This is a genomic window from Lihuaxuella thermophila (assembly GCF_900110165.1).
Classification (GTDB): Bacteria; Bacillota; Bacilli; order Thermoactinomycetales; family Thermoactinomycetaceae; genus Lihuaxuella; species Lihuaxuella thermophila.
In genome coordinates this window covers 329,989-347,236 of the sequence record NZ_FOCQ01000001.1, presented here as the reverse complement: position 1 = coordinate 347,236, position 17,248 = coordinate 329,989, and the positions used below count along the sequence as shown (strand labels likewise).

General features: G+C 44.2%; 14 protein-coding genes, 3 pseudogenes and 1 riboswitch. Of the genes and pseudogenes, 8 read left to right on the top strand and 9 right to left on the bottom strand.

Annotated features, from left to right (window positions below; all coding sequences use genetic code 11):
* Positions 1 to 2: 2 nt before the first annotated feature.
* Positions 3 to 788: pseudogene (locus BMW55_RS01785) on the top strand (IS4 family transposase); the annotation flags it as partial.
* Between the two features lie 261 nt (positions 789 to 1,049).
* On the opposite strand, the gene BMW55_RS01780 reads toward BMW55_RS01785, so the two are convergent.
* The 3 genes and pseudogenes from BMW55_RS01780 to BMW55_RS01765 all read right to left on the bottom strand — a co-directional run bounded on the left by BMW55_RS01780 (position 1,050) and on the right by BMW55_RS01765 (position 2,549).
* Complete coding sequence (locus BMW55_RS01780; RefSeq protein ID WP_089964673.1) at positions 1,050 to 1,835, bottom strand: N-acetylmuramoyl-L-alanine amidase; 786 nt, start codon at positions 1,833 to 1,835, stop codon at positions 1,050 to 1,052.
* Positions 1,835 to 1,963, bottom strand: a pseudogene (locus BMW55_RS01775) (phage holin family protein); the annotation flags it as partial. The pseudogene BMW55_RS01775 and the gene BMW55_RS01780, both read right to left, overlap by 1 nt.
* A 370-nt stretch (positions 1,964 to 2,333) precedes the next feature.
* Complete coding sequence (locus BMW55_RS01765; RefSeq protein WP_089964669.1) at positions 2,334 to 2,549, bottom strand: hypothetical protein; 216 nt, start codon at positions 2,547 to 2,549, stop codon at positions 2,334 to 2,336.
* Positions 2,550 to 2,619: 70 nt separating this feature from the next.
* On the opposite strand from BMW55_RS01765, the gene BMW55_RS01760 reads away from it, so the two are divergent.
* Positions 2,620 to 4,158 (top strand): recombinase family protein, encoded by a 1,539-nt coding sequence (locus BMW55_RS01760; protein ID WP_089964666.1) that lies wholly within the window; start codon positions 2,620 to 2,622, stop codon positions 4,156 to 4,158.
* On the opposite strand, the pseudogene BMW55_RS19890 reads toward BMW55_RS01760, so the two are convergent.
* Positions 4,139 to 4,291: pseudogene (locus BMW55_RS19890) on the bottom strand (RNA polymerase subunit sigma-70); the annotation flags it as partial. The gene BMW55_RS01760 and the pseudogene BMW55_RS19890 overlap by 20 nt on opposite strands.
* A 24-nt stretch (positions 4,292 to 4,315) precedes the next feature.
* Entirely contained in the window at positions 4,316 to 5,824 is a 1,509-nt protein-coding gene (locus BMW55_RS01755; RefSeq protein ID WP_089964664.1) for a recombinase family protein, read from the bottom strand.
* Between the two features lie 266 nt (positions 5,825 to 6,090).
* Between BMW55_RS01755 and BMW55_RS01750 the strand changes: the two genes are divergently transcribed.
* Positions 6,091 to 6,450 (top strand): winged helix-turn-helix transcriptional regulator, encoded by a 360-nt coding sequence (locus BMW55_RS01750; RefSeq protein WP_089964662.1) that lies wholly within the window; start codon positions 6,091 to 6,093, stop codon positions 6,448 to 6,450.
* An 85-nt stretch (positions 6,451 to 6,535) separates the two neighbouring features.
* On the opposite strand, the gene BMW55_RS01745 is transcribed toward BMW55_RS01750, so the two are convergent.
* Positions 6,536 to 7,093 carry an NAD(P)H-dependent oxidoreductase gene (locus tag BMW55_RS01745; protein WP_089964660.1) on the bottom strand — a complete coding sequence of 186 codons (558 nt, stop codon included), beginning with the start codon at positions 7,091 to 7,093 and terminating at the stop codon, positions 6,536 to 6,538.
* A 283-nt stretch (positions 7,094 to 7,376) separates the two neighbouring features.
* Here BMW55_RS01745 and BMW55_RS01740 point away from each other — a divergent pair, with 283 nt between their 5' ends.
* From BMW55_RS01740 to BMW55_RS01725, 4 genes are all read left to right on the top strand, one after another.
* Positions 7,377 to 8,846: a protein adenylyltransferase SelO gene (locus BMW55_RS01740; RefSeq protein ID WP_089964658.1), complete on the top strand. Its 1,470-nt coding sequence runs from the start codon at positions 7,377 to 7,379 to the stop codon at positions 8,844 to 8,846.
* A 384-nt stretch (positions 8,847 to 9,230) separates the two neighbouring features.
* Positions 9,231 to 9,755 (top strand): DinB family protein, encoded by a 525-nt coding sequence (locus tag BMW55_RS01735; RefSeq protein ID WP_089964656.1) that lies wholly within the window; start codon positions 9,231 to 9,233, stop codon positions 9,753 to 9,755.
* Between the two features lie 184 nt (positions 9,756 to 9,939).
* Positions 9,940 to 10,170, top strand: coding sequence for an RNA chaperone Hfq (hfq, locus tag BMW55_RS01730; protein ID WP_089964654.1), 231 nt, complete (start codon positions 9,940 to 9,942; stop codon positions 10,168 to 10,170).
* Between the two features lie 103 nt (positions 10,171 to 10,273).
* Entirely contained in the window at positions 10,274 to 10,909 is a 636-nt protein-coding gene (locus BMW55_RS01725; RefSeq protein WP_089964652.1) for a hypothetical protein, read from the top strand.
* A 290-nt stretch (positions 10,910 to 11,199) separates the two neighbouring features.
* Here BMW55_RS01725 and BMW55_RS01720 read toward each other — a convergent pair whose 3' ends face one another.
* The 3 genes from BMW55_RS01720 to BMW55_RS01710 are packed head-to-tail and all read right to left on the bottom strand — an operon-like array spanning position 11,200 to position 14,306.
* The gene (locus BMW55_RS01720; RefSeq protein ID WP_089964650.1) at positions 11,200 to 11,826 is read right to left on the bottom strand and encodes a class I SAM-dependent methyltransferase; all 627 of its coding nucleotides are present in this window, start codon (positions 11,824 to 11,826) and stop codon (positions 11,200 to 11,202) included.
* Positions 11,819 to 13,948 carry a heavy metal translocating P-type ATPase gene (locus tag BMW55_RS01715; protein WP_089964649.1) on the bottom strand — a complete coding sequence of 710 codons (2,130 nt, stop codon included), beginning with the start codon at positions 13,946 to 13,948 and terminating at the stop codon, positions 11,819 to 11,821. The genes BMW55_RS01720 and BMW55_RS01715 overlap by 8 nt, the downstream gene beginning before the upstream one ends.
* Positions 13,929 to 14,306, bottom strand: coding sequence for an ArsR/SmtB family transcription factor (locus tag BMW55_RS01710; RefSeq protein ID WP_089964647.1), 378 nt, complete (start codon positions 14,304 to 14,306; stop codon positions 13,929 to 13,931). Before BMW55_RS01710 ends, BMW55_RS01715 begins: the two co-directional genes overlap by 20 nt.
* A 513-nt stretch (positions 14,307 to 14,819) precedes the next feature.
* A riboswitch (cyclic di-AMP (ydaO/yuaA leader) is annotated at positions 14,820 to 14,965 on the top strand.
* 185 nt (positions 14,966 to 15,150) lie between these two features.
* Here BMW55_RS01710 and BMW55_RS01705 point away from each other — a divergent pair.
* Positions 15,151 to 16,980: an APC family permease gene (locus BMW55_RS01705; protein ID WP_089964645.1), complete on the top strand. Its 1,830-nt coding sequence runs from the start codon at positions 15,151 to 15,153 to the stop codon at positions 16,978 to 16,980.
* Positions 16,981 to 17,248 lie beyond the last annotated feature (268 nt).

Here is a 17,248-nt window from a genome sequence, read left to right as displayed (position 1 = left end):
TCTTCAAAGAACTCTTTCATCTTTTTCTTGGCAAATGTAATCGAAGCACCCTTCGAAAACTGGATTTACCTATCCTCGCCACTGATTCGACTACGATGACAGTAGGAGCCGGAAGGCTCCCATGGGCTTACTATCGGGGTGAAAAAGCAGGTGTCAAATTGCATGTTTCCTTCGATGTGACTAGCTTGCTTCCGAAACGAGTGGAAGAATCAGTTGCGTTGCAACATGATTCCGAAGTCGCTTCCCAATTGCTAACGGGATCTCCCTCCATTTTTATTTGTGATCGCGGATATTCCAAATATGAACGAATGGATTCACTTCAAGAGGAGAACCATTTTTTTGTGATTCGCTTAAAGAAAAATACAGTGATTCAAGAAACACAATCCCTTCCTTCTATCGATTCCCATTCAAATATCGTAGGCGATGTAATGGCTTATGTCGGAACGGATTCTGTGAAGACGAAGAACCCCTTTCGAATTGTGAGTTTTGTAGATTTAGAAGGGAACATCATTCACGTAGCTACTAATTTACCAGTGAAGCCAGAAGTCATTGCCGACCTGTATCGGGCTCGTTGGCAAGTGGAGCTGTTTTTTCGTTGGATTAAACAGCATCTAAATGTAACTCGGTTGTTCGGAACCACTCCAAACGCTGTCTATGGCCAGCTTTATGCGGCTTTACTTGCTTATGCTCTCGTTCAGTGGTTGTATCTCCACACCCGCCCAGCCTACTGTTCGATCTCTAGAATCGATTTTTTCCGAAAGCTTTGGTTAAGGGAACTTCCAGCTTAATGGCTCCAAACGATCTATGAATTTCTACAGGCATGTATCCGGTATTTTTATCCTTAATTTTGGTAAATCAACACGCCTGGTGTTTTAATATCATTTTTTTATAAAACTCTTTTAGCCTAAAAATGTAAAAAACTTTAAGCTAAAGCTAGCCGTCGATCGGCTGGCTTATTTATTCTTTTTAAAGGTGTTGGGAGTTATCTATTTACAAGTCTTGGTCTTTGGTCAATTATTCTTTTTCCCTAAAAAGAAATAATTTCCTTTCTAACTCTTTGGTACATTATCGGGAAACATCTTATTTAAAGCATTTTGTAAGTGCCTTAGATCAAAGTCCCTGCGAAGAATTAAGACACATTGAGCGTGAGCGTCCATTGCCCATTCAAGATAAGGCATAAGTTCATCTGCATGCCGGCTGCTACGTAACCCTTCAAGCTCGTATCCTTTTAGATAGGACATATCATACCTGTCCTCTATTTTTTGTTCCGGCGTTGGAGTAGCTGCTTTCCGTTTAAGCCCGAACGCCGCAGCGATCCCCTTAGCATGGGCAACAGCTAACGCCTGGATAAAACCGGCCTGTTTTAAGTCGTCCGCGTTCCCTTCCGTATCAATAAAGCCGTTTTCTGTTAACAGAGCGGGCATTCTTGTATTCTTAATCACATAAAATCCGGCTTCTTTCTTGCCTCGGTCCTTCCATCCCTTTGCGTTGGTGACAGCCGTTACTGCGGCATGAATCTGATCTTGCGCTGTTCTGGACTTGGCGGATGCCGCCCGATATACATAAGATTCAAACCCGTTACCGCCGCCTGAGTTGATATGGATGCTCAGGAAAAAGTCAGCTCCCCAGCGGTTGGCCATCGCGCAACGGTCCGCCAGAGACAGGTATCGGTCGTCTTCCCGGGTGAGACGGACTTCCACACCCTCGTAATTGACCAATTCTTTTTTGATTGCCTTACTGATCGCCAGCGTCAAATCCTTTTCACGGAGACCATTCCCCATCGCTCCAGGATCGTTTCCACCATGACCTGGATCGATCATGATTTTAACTGTCATTAGGCATCCTCCTTATTTTTGTCCTTACCTTTTAGCACTTCTACTGCTTGCCGGACAACCGGTGGAACCGGCATTCCCAACCTTCCGCTATTCTCCAATATGCTAAGCGCTTCATTGGCAGCGACAAAAATTTATGTATTTGTTCCCGACTTGTTAGATTTATCATTAGGCTCTAGATCACAAGAACCCGAAATCTCAATAATCTCTCCAGATAAACATCAAGACAAAAAAATTAATCTAAGTGCATTGGGAATTCAACATAATGTAAAAAATGGAGAAGTTGGTAATAAACCTTTTATCAAAAGTGAAACTGATGAAATTGGTAATCAACCTTTAACCAATCCGGACAAATTACCTAAGTAGAAAACGAACAGGAACATCCGTTCGTATTTTTGATTATACCACTTTCCCCATGATAAGAAAAACAGGTAAAATCCAACAACAAAAGCCGGACAACGTGCCGGCTTCCTCACTCTCTGTACTTCCCAATGAGTGACCCTACTCATCTTTATCTGTGTTATACTTTCTAATGATCTTTTCTTTTTCATATTCTGATAATGAATCCCATAATGCCCAGATAATACTCTGCAATTCATCTACTCTACGTTGCCGTTCCTCATCGGTGATTTGGGGAGCGATGATTTCTATTCTTGTCTTTCCAATCGTGTACTGTCGATCCGTTTTACGACTTCCTTCTCCCTGCACGATCATCACCTCAATTATCTCTATGCAGGAGATGGAAGTGGACTGGCATGGAAAATTTACTATGTAAAAGGTGAACCTAATGGAAAGAGTCTGTATGTATCTCAGGAAATCCAGGGCAGACATTGAAGCTGAAGCCCGTGGAGAAGGGGAAACCCTTGCCAAGCATAAAAAAACTCTGCTTCAACTCGCCAAACAAAAAGGGTTGAACATCGTTAAGATCCGGCAAGAGATAGTATCCGGTGAAAGCCTTATTCACCGCCCCGAAATGATGAAGCTTCTTGAGGAAGTCGAAAATGGCCTTTATGATGCTGTTCTCGTCATGGATATGGACCGTCTTGGACGCGGGAATATGCGAGAACAGGGAATTATTCTGGAGACGTTCCAGAAATCCGGAACAAAGATCATCACTCCGCGAAAGGTTTATGATCTCCAGGACGAGTTTGATGAAGAGTACAGTGAATTCGAGGCGTTTATGGCCCGGAAGGAACTTAAGGTCATTACCCGCCGACTGCAGGGTGGTAGAATTCGGTCGATTCAGGATGGGAATTACATAGCAACCCGACCACCCTACGGCTATCAGATTCAGGAAGATCAAAAGGGTAGATACCTGGTTCCCGATCCAGATCAGGCCCCCGTAGTAAAACTGATCTTTGAATGGTATACGACCGATGACCCAAATGAGCGGTTGGGTTCAGCTAAAATAGCCAACAAACTAAATGAACTTGGATATCGTTCGTACACCGGAAACAAATGGACGAGTGCAAGCGTATTGGCAGTTCTCAAAAACGCAGTTTATGCCGGCCGGATTCAATGGAAGAAGAAAGAATACAAGAAGCCGTCAAATCCGTTAAAAAGACGAGAATCAAAGACACGTCCTCAATCTGAATGGATCGATGTTGAAGGAAAACATGAGCCGTTGGTCTCTATGGAGACATTTTTAAAGGCTCAGGACATATTAAAGAGAAGGTATCATCCTCCCTACCAGCTTGAAAACGGGATTACAAATCCGTTGGCAGGTATTATTAAATGCGGTAAGTGTGGAGCATCGATGGTTCAAAGGCCGTATACCAATCAAAAACCACATCTTATATGCTATAACAGATTCTGCGACAACAAGAGCACCCGCTTTGAATTTGTCGAGGCGCGCCTGATCGATAGCCTTGAAGATTGGTTGAGCGATTACAAATTGCAATGGGACAAAAAGAGTGCTGTAGATAACAATCAGAAAATCGAGCTTTACCAGGTGACAATTAAGAATCTGGTACAGGAACTCAAAAACCTGGAAACACAAAAAGGCCGTCTTCATGATCTTCTGGAACGTGGCATTTATGATGAGGAAACATATATCGAACGATCGAACAATATTGCGCACCGGATCAATACAGTTAGAGAGGCAATTGAAAAAGCACAACAGGAGCTTGAAGAGGAAACGGAGAGGATGCAAGCTCAAAACGAAATCATACCCAAGATTGAAAACGTCCTCCATCTTTATCGGGAGACAGATGATCCAAAAATAAAGAACACTCTCCTTAAAAGTATCCTTGACCATTGTGAATATAAAAAAGAAAAATGGCAATCGGGAGATGAGTTTTCCCTTAGACTTTATCCGAAAATTTAGGTATAATATTGCACAGATAAATAGTAAGGGGGAACTCATTCCCTTCCTTATCTGTGCCGATCGGATCATGCAGGGAAACATCTTTGCGGGCTTTTTTGAGCGATCGCAGATGCATGAGGATTTCGATGCTAATGTCATTAGTGTTGCGAAGGGATGATTAAAACGTGTAGATCTCTACACGGTCTTCAAAAACAACGATTTCCCTTACGACTTGTCGGATCAGTTCCCTTTTGTCTTCAAAGGTAAGATCATCCGTTCCCTTGACCAGATAATGCTCGGCAGCTTCTTTCATCAGTTCATACGTATAACAGATCTCATCATTCTGTTTTTTATGATCCTTTAAATCATGAATCTGCCTGATTAGCTCATCTTCCCGTTCCTTCAGCTCTCTGATTTCCTGGCGGATTTCTGCCTCCAGATCCGGTTCTTCCTGAAACATCTTAAACAGACGCTTTCTTCCTGCCCTGGCCTTTTCGATTTCTTTTTCTAACCTCTCAAGATCCGCTTCCTCAATAGATTTTGAGTTTGGATTGTCCGTTATACTTGCTGCAGCTACCGCAATCTCGTCAGGTTGATTCAGCCAATTGACAATCTGTTCCCAGACATGATGGTCAAGCTTTTCACAAGAGACCGAGCGACCGCATCCCGGATTCTTTGCCCCGGAAAAGTTTTTCCTGTCCGTATACTGAAACACATATTTTCCCCAGTTTTTTGCTTTACGGCCGGTCATCGTGTTTTTACAGTCGCCACATCTGAGAAGCCCGCTTAATAAATATGGATGCTTGCTTTTTTTGGCCCAACGCCTTCTCGATTCACTCAATAATTTCTGCGCATGATGAAAGGTAGTTTCATCGATAATGGCAGGGCAAGGGATCTTGATCCACTCTTCTTCGGGTCTCAACCGCATGGAAACCCGCTCTTCCGGATCTTTAAATTTGTTTCCCAACATCCCCTCCGTATTCCAACGATTCTGATAAAACTCCCCGATATAGGCTCGATTCATTAGCAATTGCCGTACCACCTGGCGATGCCAAACCGTTGCACCCCGTTTGGTCGGTATTCTCTTTTTAGTCAAATAATGGGCGATTCCATTCATGCCGTTCACTTGATCATTTGGTTTTGTGAAAAGATCAAAAATCAGCCGGACAACCTTTGCTTCCTCTTCATTAATAACTAATTGTTCCGTTTCTTTATCATAATCATAACCGTATATTTTGGGGTCTTTTACTACTTTTCCCTGGCGGGCTTTCTCTCTTCTTCCCCTGCTCATCCGTTCATTGATCTTGGCCTTCTCAAATTCAGATATGGCCCCACGCATGCTATAGAACAACTGGCCTTCCGGGGTTTTTGCATATTCCCCGTTAACGAAAACTAACTCAACCCCTCTCCTCTCAAATTCCTCCGAGATAATCAATTGGTTCATCAATTTGCGTGACAGCCGGTCCGGGTCCAAACAAACAACCTTTGTAATCAACCCTTTTCTGACATCTTCCCTCAATCTTGTCAAGGCTGGCCGGTCGAGAAACTCACCCGAAATCCCTTCGTCTACATATTCAATCGCATCTGTTGTTTGAGCTTTTTTCCGGCAATCTGATAATTGATCCTTGATGCTGTACCCTTTCCTGGCGGATTCCTCCGTACTGACACGGGCGTATATGCCGATCAACTTCAAGCTTCTCCTTTCGATATTTGTGCGTAAAATAACAGTAACAATCCATCCGAATCCGTTCAGTTGCTTCTCCCTCAATCATGATGACCTGCATCTGAAGCACCCCCTGCTATATGGGTATGCCGATGCAGCTTGTCAATTTGATTCTATATAGAAACATTCATCTGTTTGTGTGCATTTACATCCTTTCGATCAGCTTGCATTATGATATTGTAAAGTATGCATAGTTGTATCATGTACTTACCAAAAGGAGAGTGTAAATGATGCGTGAAACCTGTGTTCCAAGTGGTGTGGAGCTAAAAGACACCGGCTTTGGATACACGTTGTCCGTTATAGGTGGAAAATATAAAATGATCATTCTGTATTGGTTGTTTGAAAATAAGGTCATGCGGTTCAATGAGCTGAAGCGGCGGATCGGTACTATTTCCTTTAAAACGCTAAGCATCATGTTAAAAGAGCTGGAGACGGATGGCCTTATCATTCGCCAGGAGTTTCCCCAAATACCTCCAAAAGTTGAATATTCATTATCCGAACGTGGCCTTTCTCTCATTCCCGTGTTACATATGATGTGCGAGTGGGGAGAGAAAAACCGGTTGCCAGCTCCGGAAGCTTCACAGCGGTAGTCATTGCAATTTTGTTGAAATCAAAAGAAGTATCTCCTGAATCAGGAAATACTTCCTTTTTTGTAGCGTTCGCAAAGCGGACTTATTACAGGTTGTCAATAAAATTCAAATAATCTTGTGCGCTTTTATCCAATATGCTTGACCTCGTATTTTCTGCACCAGGCTGATTTTCACCAGGCTCATTTTCTGTTCCATAAAACGCAAAGAACGAACGATAATCTGCATTGCAGTACAGGAAGGTAGTTTCAAAAGGAGATAATAACTGTTCAAGTGTATAGCGATACCTTCCCTGTTCACTATAATCTTCTCGCTTGATTCCTGCAGACACACCTAAAGCAACTTTACGATGCTTTAATTGATGCCCAGTTGAACCGTATGCCCACCCATACGTTAAAACATCGTCAAACCATTTTTTAAGAAGAGGCGGACAATTAAACCAATAGATCGGGAACTGGAAAACAAGATTACCATGCGATTCAACCAATTTTTGTTCTTTTTCCACGTCGATGTTTTCATCAGGATAAACCTTATACAGTTCGTGTACAGTATACTTTTCCGGATATTTTTTGAGTTCCTCTACCCAGCGCTTATTGATGAGGGATGTTTCCATGCTAGGGTGTGCTACGATCACAAGAGTTTTCAAAGTTTTGTCCTCCTTATGAATTACTCATTTCACCTTGAGTATAAAGAGCACACCGCAAATAAGTAAGTACGCACATTTAGTCCAGGTACTTTCATGAAGGTGAGTGTGTCATCCCCCCTTCAAGTTGTTTTCAACTGACGGGAAACGATCGTTAAACAACCGACGCCAGTCTACTCAGAGGATAAACCAGTGTCAAAAGAAGACAATAAAAATGAATTCCTTCTGTTGAAGGGGAAATAAATGATGGATCATAACAAAAAAACAGCGGAGAAAAGGGGATACGATGACAAAGCGAACAGAAATCATAGCAGCTGGATGGAACTTTGACAACAGCTATGCCCGCCTGCCGGAAATATTTTTTTCCGAGGTTGACCCAACCCCGGTGCGCGCACCGAAGTTGGTCATCCTCAATGAACAGCTGGCGACATCTCTGGGATTGAACGTCGAGGCATTGCAAAGCAACGAAGGCATTGCGGCGCTGGCGGGCAACCGGATCCCCGATGGCGCTTTGCCGCTTGCCCAGGCTTACGCGGGACATCAATTTGGCCATTTCACCAAATTGGGGGACGGTCGGGCCCTGCTGCTCGGCGAGCAGATCACGCCCCGTGGAGAGCGGATGGATATTCAACTCAAGGGTTCAGGCAGGACTCCTTACTCCCGCGGGGGCGATGGCCGGGCGGCACTTGGACCGATGTTGCGCGAATACATCATCAGCGAAGCCATGTATGCGCTTGGCATTCCCACGACCCGCAGCCTGGCCGTGGTGACGACCGGTGAAGAGATTATTCGCGAAACGCTCTTGCCTGGCGCCATTCTGACCCGCGTGGCTGCCAGCCATCTGCGTGTCGGCACGTTCCAATATGCAGCGAACTGGGGAACGGTGGACGATCTCCGTACCTTGGCCGATTATGCCTTAGAGCGGCATTTCCCCGGTTTTGACGAAGTGGAACACCGCTATCTGTTCCTTCTTCAGGAGGTGATCAAGCGTCAGGCTGCGCTGGTCGCCAAATGGCAATTGGTTGGCTTTATCCACGGCGTGATGAACACCGACAACATGACCATCAGCGGGGAAACCATTGACTACGGCCCCTGCGCCTTCATGGATACGTATGACCCGGCTACGGTATTCAGTTCGATCGACATCCAGGGGCGCTACGCTTACGGCAACCAGCCTCCGATGGCCGGATGGAATCTCGCTCGATTTGCCGAAACCTTGTTGCCGTTGTTGGATGAAAGTCCAGAGCGAGCAGTCGAACTGGCCCAAGAGGAGGTTTCCGGTTTCATCCAATTGTACCGAAGCGAATGGCTTGCAGGAATGCGGGCGAAACTGGGGTTATTCAATGAAGAAATCGAAGATGAATCCCTGATTGAAGATCTTCTCAAAATGATGCATAAGCATCGTGCGGACTATACCAATACGTTCCTCGCATTGACTTTTGACCGGACAGAGGACAGCTGCTTGTTCGGGAGCCCGGAATTTGCCGAGTGGCATAAACGTTGGCAGGCGAGACTGGACCGGCAGGCGGAATCCAAAAAAGATTCCCACCAGTTGATGCGAAACAATAACCCGGCGATCATTCCCCGGAACCACCGGGTGGAAGAAGCGCTGGAAGCCGCAGTTAATGGGGATACCCGCGTCATGGAGCGTTTTCTTGATGTCCTGTCCAGACCGTATGCACATACCCCTGATCAGGCTGAATACGCCAAACCTTCGGAATCAACCACCCCGTACCGCACCTTTTGCGGAACGTGAAAAAATGAAAAACCGCCTTCTCCAGATTTTTGGGGGCGGTCTTTTTTTTGCTTGATGATGTTTGATCCATTGCGGCAAAATCGCCACTTTTCCCCCTTCGATTTTCGTTTTGCCTCTCTGTTTTTTTCTTATAACCCCCACCGTATCCCCTTTTCACAGAGAGCTTTATTCTCCGATATTCCACCCACCGCATCCCAAGACTTCTTCATGCGATGTCGCCGGCATCCCGTCTCCTTTCTTCCTTATACGAGGTTTCCGGACTTTTGAACGGGTAATCGGGTCTGAAGCATTTTCATGTCAGGAAGGGTTGAAAATCACCGGGAACGAATATTCTTATATCGAAGGGCAGACGTATTTTTAAGAAATAGCGAGAGGAGTCTTTTTATGAACTTTAACTTGCAAGAAACTATTGAAGTGCTGGAACGTACCCCTCAATCAATCGAGTATTTCTTATCTGGTTTATCTGATGGATGGTTGCTTGTGAACGAGGGCGAAGGAACCTGGAATGTTACGGAAGTCATTGACCACCTGATCGAAGGAGAAAAAAATAATTGGATCCCCAGGGTAGAAATGATTCTTAAAGAAGGAGAAAATAATACATTCCCCACATTCGACCGTTTTAGTCACCTAAAAGAAAATTCAGGAGGAACCATCGAAGAAAAGTTGCTCGAATTTAAAAATATGCGGAAACATAATATATCAAAGTTGAAAAGTCTATTGGAAACTGAATCGGATCTGGAATTAACCGGTATTCATCCGGCATTTGGTGTCGTTAAGTTAAGAGAATTGCTTTCTACTTGGGTTGTTCATGATTTGACGCACATTGCTCAAATTGTAAGAGTAATGGCAAAGAGATACCGCGAAGATGTCGGACCTTGGATAGAGTATTTAGGTATATTAACTAAATGATGAACGATTTAAAGGAGCCCTAAAAACGAAGTTGGACAGCTTCTGGGGGTTACGGGTCGGGAAATCAATTTGAAGCGGTGGTGCATGAAAGTCATGTATAACCGCTGAACAAAGGCCTTGGACTTTATGTTTGTTTTAATATTTCGGACTGCGATAAAAACCATCCATGATCAGGAGAGAGAAAATGAAGAACCTGCAGAGCATTTTCTTAAACCAACTGCGTACTAGGCGTACTCTGGTCACCATCTATCTCATGAACGGATTCCAGTTTCGGGGAGTTATCGTCGGTTTTGATACATTTACGCTAACCGTCCAGATTACAGGCGGAAAGCAACAGTTGATTTATAAACATGCCATCTCCACTATTATCCCAGCTGAACCTGTGTCCATGGGTCAGGAGCCGGGGGAAGGGTGATTGGACAACAAGCCATTCCCGGATGAGCGGGAGTGGCTTTTATTCATTACCCCTTCTATTTGGGGAAAAGAGAGTCTATTTAATAAATAGGAGTGTGGACTCTATGATGTTCTTAGCAGCGGAACCTTGGTATCTCAATTGGGACATGTGGGGAGCAGTTGGACAAGCTCTCGGAGCTCTGGGGACGTTCTATGCGGCTTGGCTAACCTATCAAGTGTCCAAACGGTCAGTGGAAATGGCATCTAAATCCAATGAGATTGCGGAAAAATCATTTAATTTTGCACAAGAAATCCATACGCCCAAACTGACATTATCTTTTACTTTCCAACAAAAAGAGTCTACGGGTGAACTTGAATACATCCGATATTTTGCTACCAACTCGGGAAACGTTCCCATTCCGATCCAGGGCATTAACTTTTATCAAATTTTTGACGATGGTACGGTCAAAAACTATGATCAAGACTGGGATCATCCATTTATCTTACAACCTGGTGAAATTCACACAAAAGAGATAGATTTAGATATTTTACGCCAATCTCTCCAGTCACTGGATGAAGAAGTGAATTATTATCGGATTCATTATTATGATACGTTGTGGAGAAATAACTGGTATAGTCAAATTACCGTTCTCCACGACCGGAAAAATCAGCAGACGAAGTATTACTTTACGAACGGACCGATCTCTCCTTCCCAGCTCAAGAATCCGAGAATTGTAGAACCTATGCGAATTACAAAATGAAAAAAGCATTAAAGGGAGAGGCAGTTAAGACCGGATTTGGTGCCATTGCTCCGACTGCCCCATTGATCCGTCCAACCTCAGTGATAAAGTGCTATTTACCCAAATCATGTAATAGGAGCCGATTCGATAAAATTGAATCGGCCCTTTTTGTTGAATTAACTTGTAGGTAAAAGATCCCTGCCCACACCGACTAAACTTGTCCTACCCAATCATAGTTCCCAAATACCCAGGTGTTCCTTCGCGTATTCAAAGCCAGACGAGATCGCCACCAAATTATCTTTAGAGATTACTCATGGCATGGCCTTTTTCCGAAGTAGAATTTTTCTATACATCCCATTAAAAAGAACAGGTAAATCGGCTTCAATCGAAACGTAGTTCCGAACAGGCATGACGATGTTTTCAAACCGCCGGCCAATGTCAGTCCCAAGCACAGCCACGATCGGCCGAATCATTCGTTTAAAAATCGACAGCGTCTGATTTGATGGGACAAACTTATCGAATATGATGATTTGCCCACCCTGACGTGTTACACGAATGATTTCCTTCATACAGCGAATTGGATCAGGGACCACCGACAGAATCAAGTTAGCAATGACCGTATCAAAAGAGTTAGAGGGAAAAGCCAGGCTTTGGGCGTCCATCTCCAAAAAAGTGATGTTGGACGAGCAAAATTTCTGTCTGGCTTTATAAAGCATATCCGTTGATAAGTCTATGGCGGTAATCTTCATATCATGATTGATCATAAACGGAAGATCTGCTCCTGTTCCTACTCCGACTAAAAGTGTTTTTTGACCTGACTCAAATTCAATATCCTCAAATACCTTTTCCCTGGCATCCAAAAACATACCCGCATTAAAAAACAAATCGTACAAAGGCGACCAAAGCTTATACACTGCTTTATTCCAGCGGTTATCCAAGGTTATCCCTCGTTTTTAACAGACGTAACCCATTCAATGTAACGATGAGAGTTGCACCCATGTCTGCAAATACAGCCATCCATAGAGTGAGCCACCCAGGCAGGATGAGAAGCAGAGCTAATGCTTTGACCGCCAAGGAGAACGTAATATTTTGCTTAATAATCCGGAGCGCCTGGCGACTTAATCGGATGGTAAATGGCAGTTTTTTCAGATCGTCTGCCATGAGTGCAATATCCGCCGTTTCGAGCGCCGTATCCGTTCCGGCTCCGCCCATGGCAATCCCAACGGTTGAAGCGGCCAACGCCGGAGCGTCGTTCACACCATCTCCCACCATTGCCACTTTGGAACCGTCGGCCCGGAGTTGTTTAATCAATTCTAATTTATCTTGAGGCAACAGTTCGGCTTGAACTTCCCCCACTCCTAATTGTTTTCCGACGGCTTCCGCAGTGGTCCGGTTATCCCCGGTCAACATGACTGTCTTCTTGATCCCCAGCTCATGCAACTGTCGAATCACTTCTTTACTGCTTTCTCTTTCTTCATCCGCTACGGCAATAAGAGCCAGCATTTCGCTTCCGGTACCCAGTACCATCACGGTTTTTCCTTGTTTTTGCAGGCTAAGAACGGTTTTCTTTGTCTCATCTGGAATACCGGCTGGCATAAGTTCTTCAAATAATGCAGGACTGCCGATGTAGTACAAGACACCATTTACCTTCGCTTGCACTCCTTTTCCCATGAGAGAAGAGAAATCCTCGACCTCCTGAACGGGAATGTCTTCTTCCTCCGCTTTTCGCAGGATAGCCGAAGCCAGTGGATGTTGTGAGTTTTTCTCAATCGATACCGCAATACTCAACAATTCTTTTTCTTTGTGGGATATAAGTGAAACAAAGTCTGTCACCACCGGAACTCCGCGTGTTAAAGTGCCTGTTTTATCAAAGGCAATGATGGAAAGGGCTCCGGCTTCTTCCAAGTGAATCCCGCCTTTGATCAGCACCCCGTTTCGTGCGGCATTTCCGATGGCCGTCACAATGGATACCGGAGTGGAAACCACCAATGCGCACGGACAACCAACGACCAGGAGGGCCAATCCCCGATAGATCCAATCACCCCAATCCGCTTGGAACCAGAGTGGCGGAATCACGGCAACCAGGAAGCCGGCAATCAGAATCAAAGGCGTATATATCTTGGCGAAGCGATCAACAAAAGCTTGAGACGGAGCCCGTTCCGCTTGAGCTTCTTCAACCAAATGGATGATCTTTGCAATCGTCGTATCTTCCACTCGTTTGGTTACTTTGACCTCCAACAAGCCTTCCCCGTTTAAAGTACCGGCATATACTTCATCACCAACGTTTTTTGCTGCCGGGATCGATTCTCCGGTAATCGGAGCTTGGTTGATCGAAGAACTTCCTTTGACAACGACTCCATCCATGGCCAGTTTTTGCCCTGGCTTCACGATCATAATATCTCCGATGCGGATCTCAGCGACTGGAACCATGATCTCTTCGTCCCCACGGCGAATCAGAGCCTGTTTAGGAGCAAGATCCATAAGTGCTCGAATCGACTGACGGGCTTTATCCATGGAGTAAGTCTCCAGCGCTTCACTGATGGCAAAGAGAATAACTACGGTTGCCCCTTCTCCCCACTCACCAATGGCAGCAGCACCCAAGATGGCAATGGTCATCAGGGTATACATATCAAATTGGAGTCGTGTTAGATTCAGTAATCCTTTTCGGAATAAAGCGTATCCCCCAATCAACATGGACAGGAGATAGGAAACGACAGAAGGAATGCTTTTTTCTCCATAAGATTCACCCATCAACCCGCCAAGAAGGAGAAATACCAACGAAACACCAACTTGAATGGCCTCTCTTCTCTTCCAAAAGGGCTCTCTCTCCATACGCACTTCTTGATTTTCCGGATAAATCTTCAGATTCTCAAATGCGCCCGCCTTCTCCAGATCTTTTATGGAAGGCTCGCCATATACAGTGATTTTAGAGGCCCCGAAGTTGACTTGGGCATCCCTTACACCGGGCAGTTTTTTGACATTTTCCTCAAAATGAGCCGCGCAACCGGCGCAAGTAAACCCCAGGACACGGTACACTTTTTTATCTTGGACTTGCTCCATCTGTGATCAACTCCTTACGATGGGCAAATGCCAGTTGGACAAGTTGTTTTACATGATCATCATCCAGAGAATAAAAAACGAGTTTTCCTTCTTTCCGATACTTCGCCAAGCCCATCGTCCGGAGTAAGCGCAAGTGATGAGAAGCAGTGGCCAAGGAGGAATCAATAATATTTGCTACGTCACAGACACAGAGCTCATCCTCTTGCACCAATGCATATGCAATTTTTAAACGAGTCGGATCTGCGAGTGCTTTAAACAGTTGTGCTGTATCGATCGGATCCACAGTTGCTAGTGAAGCTTGAACCCGTTTCACTTTTTCTTCGTCATAACAATAAATTTCACAATGGTCTTTACTCAAAGGATCACCCCTCGCTTTAATAATCAAACGACTATTTGATTAAAGTATAAAACGGAATCAACCCATGGTAAAATGATTATTTGATTATGATATTAAAAGTCCTTACCCGCTCGAACATATCAAGCGAGTTGGCGACTGCGTGATTGATTTAGAAAATCCCTGAAAATCAAATTGAACGGCTATGGGCTGAATCCGGCTTCACGAAGATAACCCCGTTTTTTTCTACCGGACTTTTTGCGGGATGGGTTTGCCATGCGGAATGATTGATCGCAGAATCAGCTGCTATTCCTTGTCTATAAGCATAAGCAATGAAATTACAGAAAACACACAAGTTCCAATACCGTTTTGAAAAACGGATCTTAAGAGAGCAATCTCTTGTGGCAAAAAGATAGTGCCTCATCTAACCGTTTAGAATTGATTATATAGCTTTTTTTTGACTATTTTTGGGTAAAATGGTGCTTTACAATCCAGAAGGCAGAGGAGTAAGATTTATCTCAAATTCAATTGGATAATGCCTGCAAATCGCTGAATCCCACCCGATGGGAACGGGGGAACCAACATATGGGGTGAATCCTAAGGAAGTGTTTGTCTTCCACAGGTAGGGTGACTCTCAACACCCGAATCCGTCAGCTAACCTCGTAAGCGTTGTGAGAGGGGGAACGACGTGTGTGAAACCACGGAAAGAGTCTCTCTTTTTTGTGGTTTTTTTTATGCCGAAGGGGAAGGATAGGTCAAATACGACGAACCGATGCACAGCTCAAATGATGTTAACTGATTTCATATCAGCTCATTTTGTGTTCATACAAAGAGCAATTGAATAAGCCGAGAGTAAGGGGAAGTTTTTATGTTTAGTAAAATCAAACGTATTTTGATTGGAAGACCGCTCCGATCCAATGAGTTACAATCTCAAAAATTAAGCAATTTAAAGGCTTTAGCGGTTCTTTCCTCTGATGCCTTATCTTCTGTAGCCTATGGGCCGGAACAAATTTTAATTGTGTTGGCAACTATTAGCGTATTGGCATTCTGGTATTCACTACCCATCGCTGTCGGAGTGCTTATTTTATTGACCGCTTTGATCCTATCCTATCGTCAAATTATTTACGCCTACCCGAATGGCGGGGGCGCCTATATGGTAGCCAAAGAAAATTTGGGGACGAACTTTGGTTTGATTGCCGGAGGATCGTTATTGGTCGATTATATCTTAACAGTTGCGGTGAGTGTTTCAGCAGGTACTGATGCGATTACTTCTGCGTTTCCGATCCTTCATCCATTTACGGTGGAGATTGCTGTAGGTATTGTGGCAATCATTACACTCTTAAACTTGAGGGGACTAACCGAATCGGCTTCCATTTTAGCTTATCCCGTTTATTTATTCGTTTTGGCTCTTCTCATATTAATTGTTGTTGGTCTCTATCAGATATTGACTGGACACGCGCCGGCAAATGCCCATACGGCGATTGGAACACCTGTGATGGGGATTAGTTTGTTTCTCATATTAAAAGCATTTTCCTCGGGTTGCTCTGCATTAACCGGGGTTGAGGCGATCTCCAATGCGATTCCCAACTTCAAAGATCCGGCCCCTAAAAATGCAGCATTTACCCTGGCCGTTATGGGAGTTATTTTAGGCGTGCTTTTTTCTGGAATCGTCTTTTTGGCCTATTGGTATGGGATTACTCCTTCAGAAACAGAAACCGTGTTATCCAAACTAGGCTCATCCGTTTTTGGGAGAAATGCTGTGTATTATTATATTCAGGCCACAACGGCCCTGATTTTGGTATTAGCAGCGAATACAGGCTTTTCGGCGTTTCCTTTACTTGCGTTTAATCTTGCGAAAGATAAATTTATGCCAAGAGCCTTTACCGTTCGTGGGGACCGCTTAGGATATTCAAACGGCATTGTTACTTTGGGTTTAACGTCGATCCTCTTAATTATCGCTTTTGAAGGAAATACGGAAAATCTGATTCCTCTCTATGCGGTTGGAGTGTTTATTCCATTTTCTTTATCCCAGACGGGAATGGTTGTCAAATGGATCCGGTCAAAACCAGAAGGCTGGGTATCCAAATTGATCGTCAGCCTGTTGGGAGCTTTGATCTGTTATGTGATTTTGATCATTTTCTTTATCACCAAGTTTGAACATGTGTGGATGACTCTGATCTTTATTCCGCTGTGCGTAATGATTTTCCGTAAGATTCATCAGCATTATCTTGCTGTTGGCGAACAATTGCGAGTCAATTTAGCTCATAAATTAATCGATATGGAAAACGCCAAAAATGTGGTGATCGTTCCTGTCGCCGGAATCACAAAAGTGGTTGCCCAATCTCTCGTTTACGCCAAATCCTTATCAGACCATGTAATGGCGGTGTATGTAGCCTCTAGCCCTGAGGCGATGGATCGCATGGAAAAAGAATGGGAAAATTGGCAAACAGGTGTGAGACTCGTGACATTATACTCCCTCTATCGGAGTGTTCTGACACCATTAAGTGAATTTATTGATACAGTGAAAGCACAAGCGGATCAATCAGGAGCCACAGTTACGGTCATCATGCCTCAATTTATAACAAAAAAATGGTGGCATAGTTTCCTTCACAACCAATCGGGTTTCCTCATCATGGCTTACTTGCTCAGAATGAAAAACGTCAATATCACCATCGTTCCCTATCATCTTAAAAAATAGTTAGAGTAAAGAGGGATAAGATAAAAATAAACAGACTGATCTTCGAAAAGCATCAGTCTGTTTTTCTATTTTTGGAGCAAATAACCGCAAAATCAGATTCACTTTTTCCTATTATTGGACAGATGCTCCTTCTCCCCAATTACGATCACGTTTCGTCTTGTCATCCCAGGGTGAAGGCAGTACTCAGTCACTGATCCCCACCGATGATGGCACAAGCTGACATGATTTCTCTCCTCTCGCAACTGCCAAATCTGATGCGGGATTTCTC

What these genes read in the sequence shown, in the direction of transcription:
- BMW55_RS01780 (WP_089964673.1), bottom strand. Translation starts at nt 1,835, where the DNA reads ATGACAGTTAAAATCATGATCGATCCAGGTCATGGTGGAAACGATCCT.
- BMW55_RS01760 (WP_089964666.1), top strand. Translation starts at nt 2,620, where the DNA reads ATGGAAAGAGTCTGTATGTATCTCAGGAAATCCAGGGCAGACATTGAA.
- BMW55_RS01750 (WP_089964662.1), top strand. Translation starts at nt 6,091, where the DNA reads ATGCGTGAAACCTGTGTTCCAAGTGGTGTGGAGCTAAAAGACACCGGC.
- BMW55_RS01740 (WP_089964658.1), top strand. Translation starts at nt 7,377, where the DNA reads ATGACAAAGCGAACAGAAATCATAGCAGCTGGATGGAACTTTGACAAC.
- BMW55_RS01735 (WP_089964656.1), top strand. Translation starts at nt 9,231, where the DNA reads ATGAACTTTAACTTGCAAGAAACTATTGAAGTGCTGGAACGTACCCCT.
- hfq (WP_089964654.1), top strand. Translation starts at nt 9,940, where the DNA reads ATGAAGAACCTGCAGAGCATTTTCTTAAACCAACTGCGTACTAGGCGT.
- BMW55_RS01725 (WP_089964652.1), top strand. Translation starts at nt 10,274, where the DNA reads ATGATGTTCTTAGCAGCGGAACCTTGGTATCTCAATTGGGACATGTGG.
- BMW55_RS01715 (WP_089964649.1), bottom strand. Translation starts at nt 13,948, where the DNA reads ATGGAGCAAGTCCAAGATAAAAAAGTGTACCGTGTCCTGGGGTTTACT.
- BMW55_RS01705 (WP_089964645.1), top strand. Translation starts at nt 15,151, where the DNA reads ATGTTTAGTAAAATCAAACGTATTTTGATTGGAAGACCGCTCCGATCC.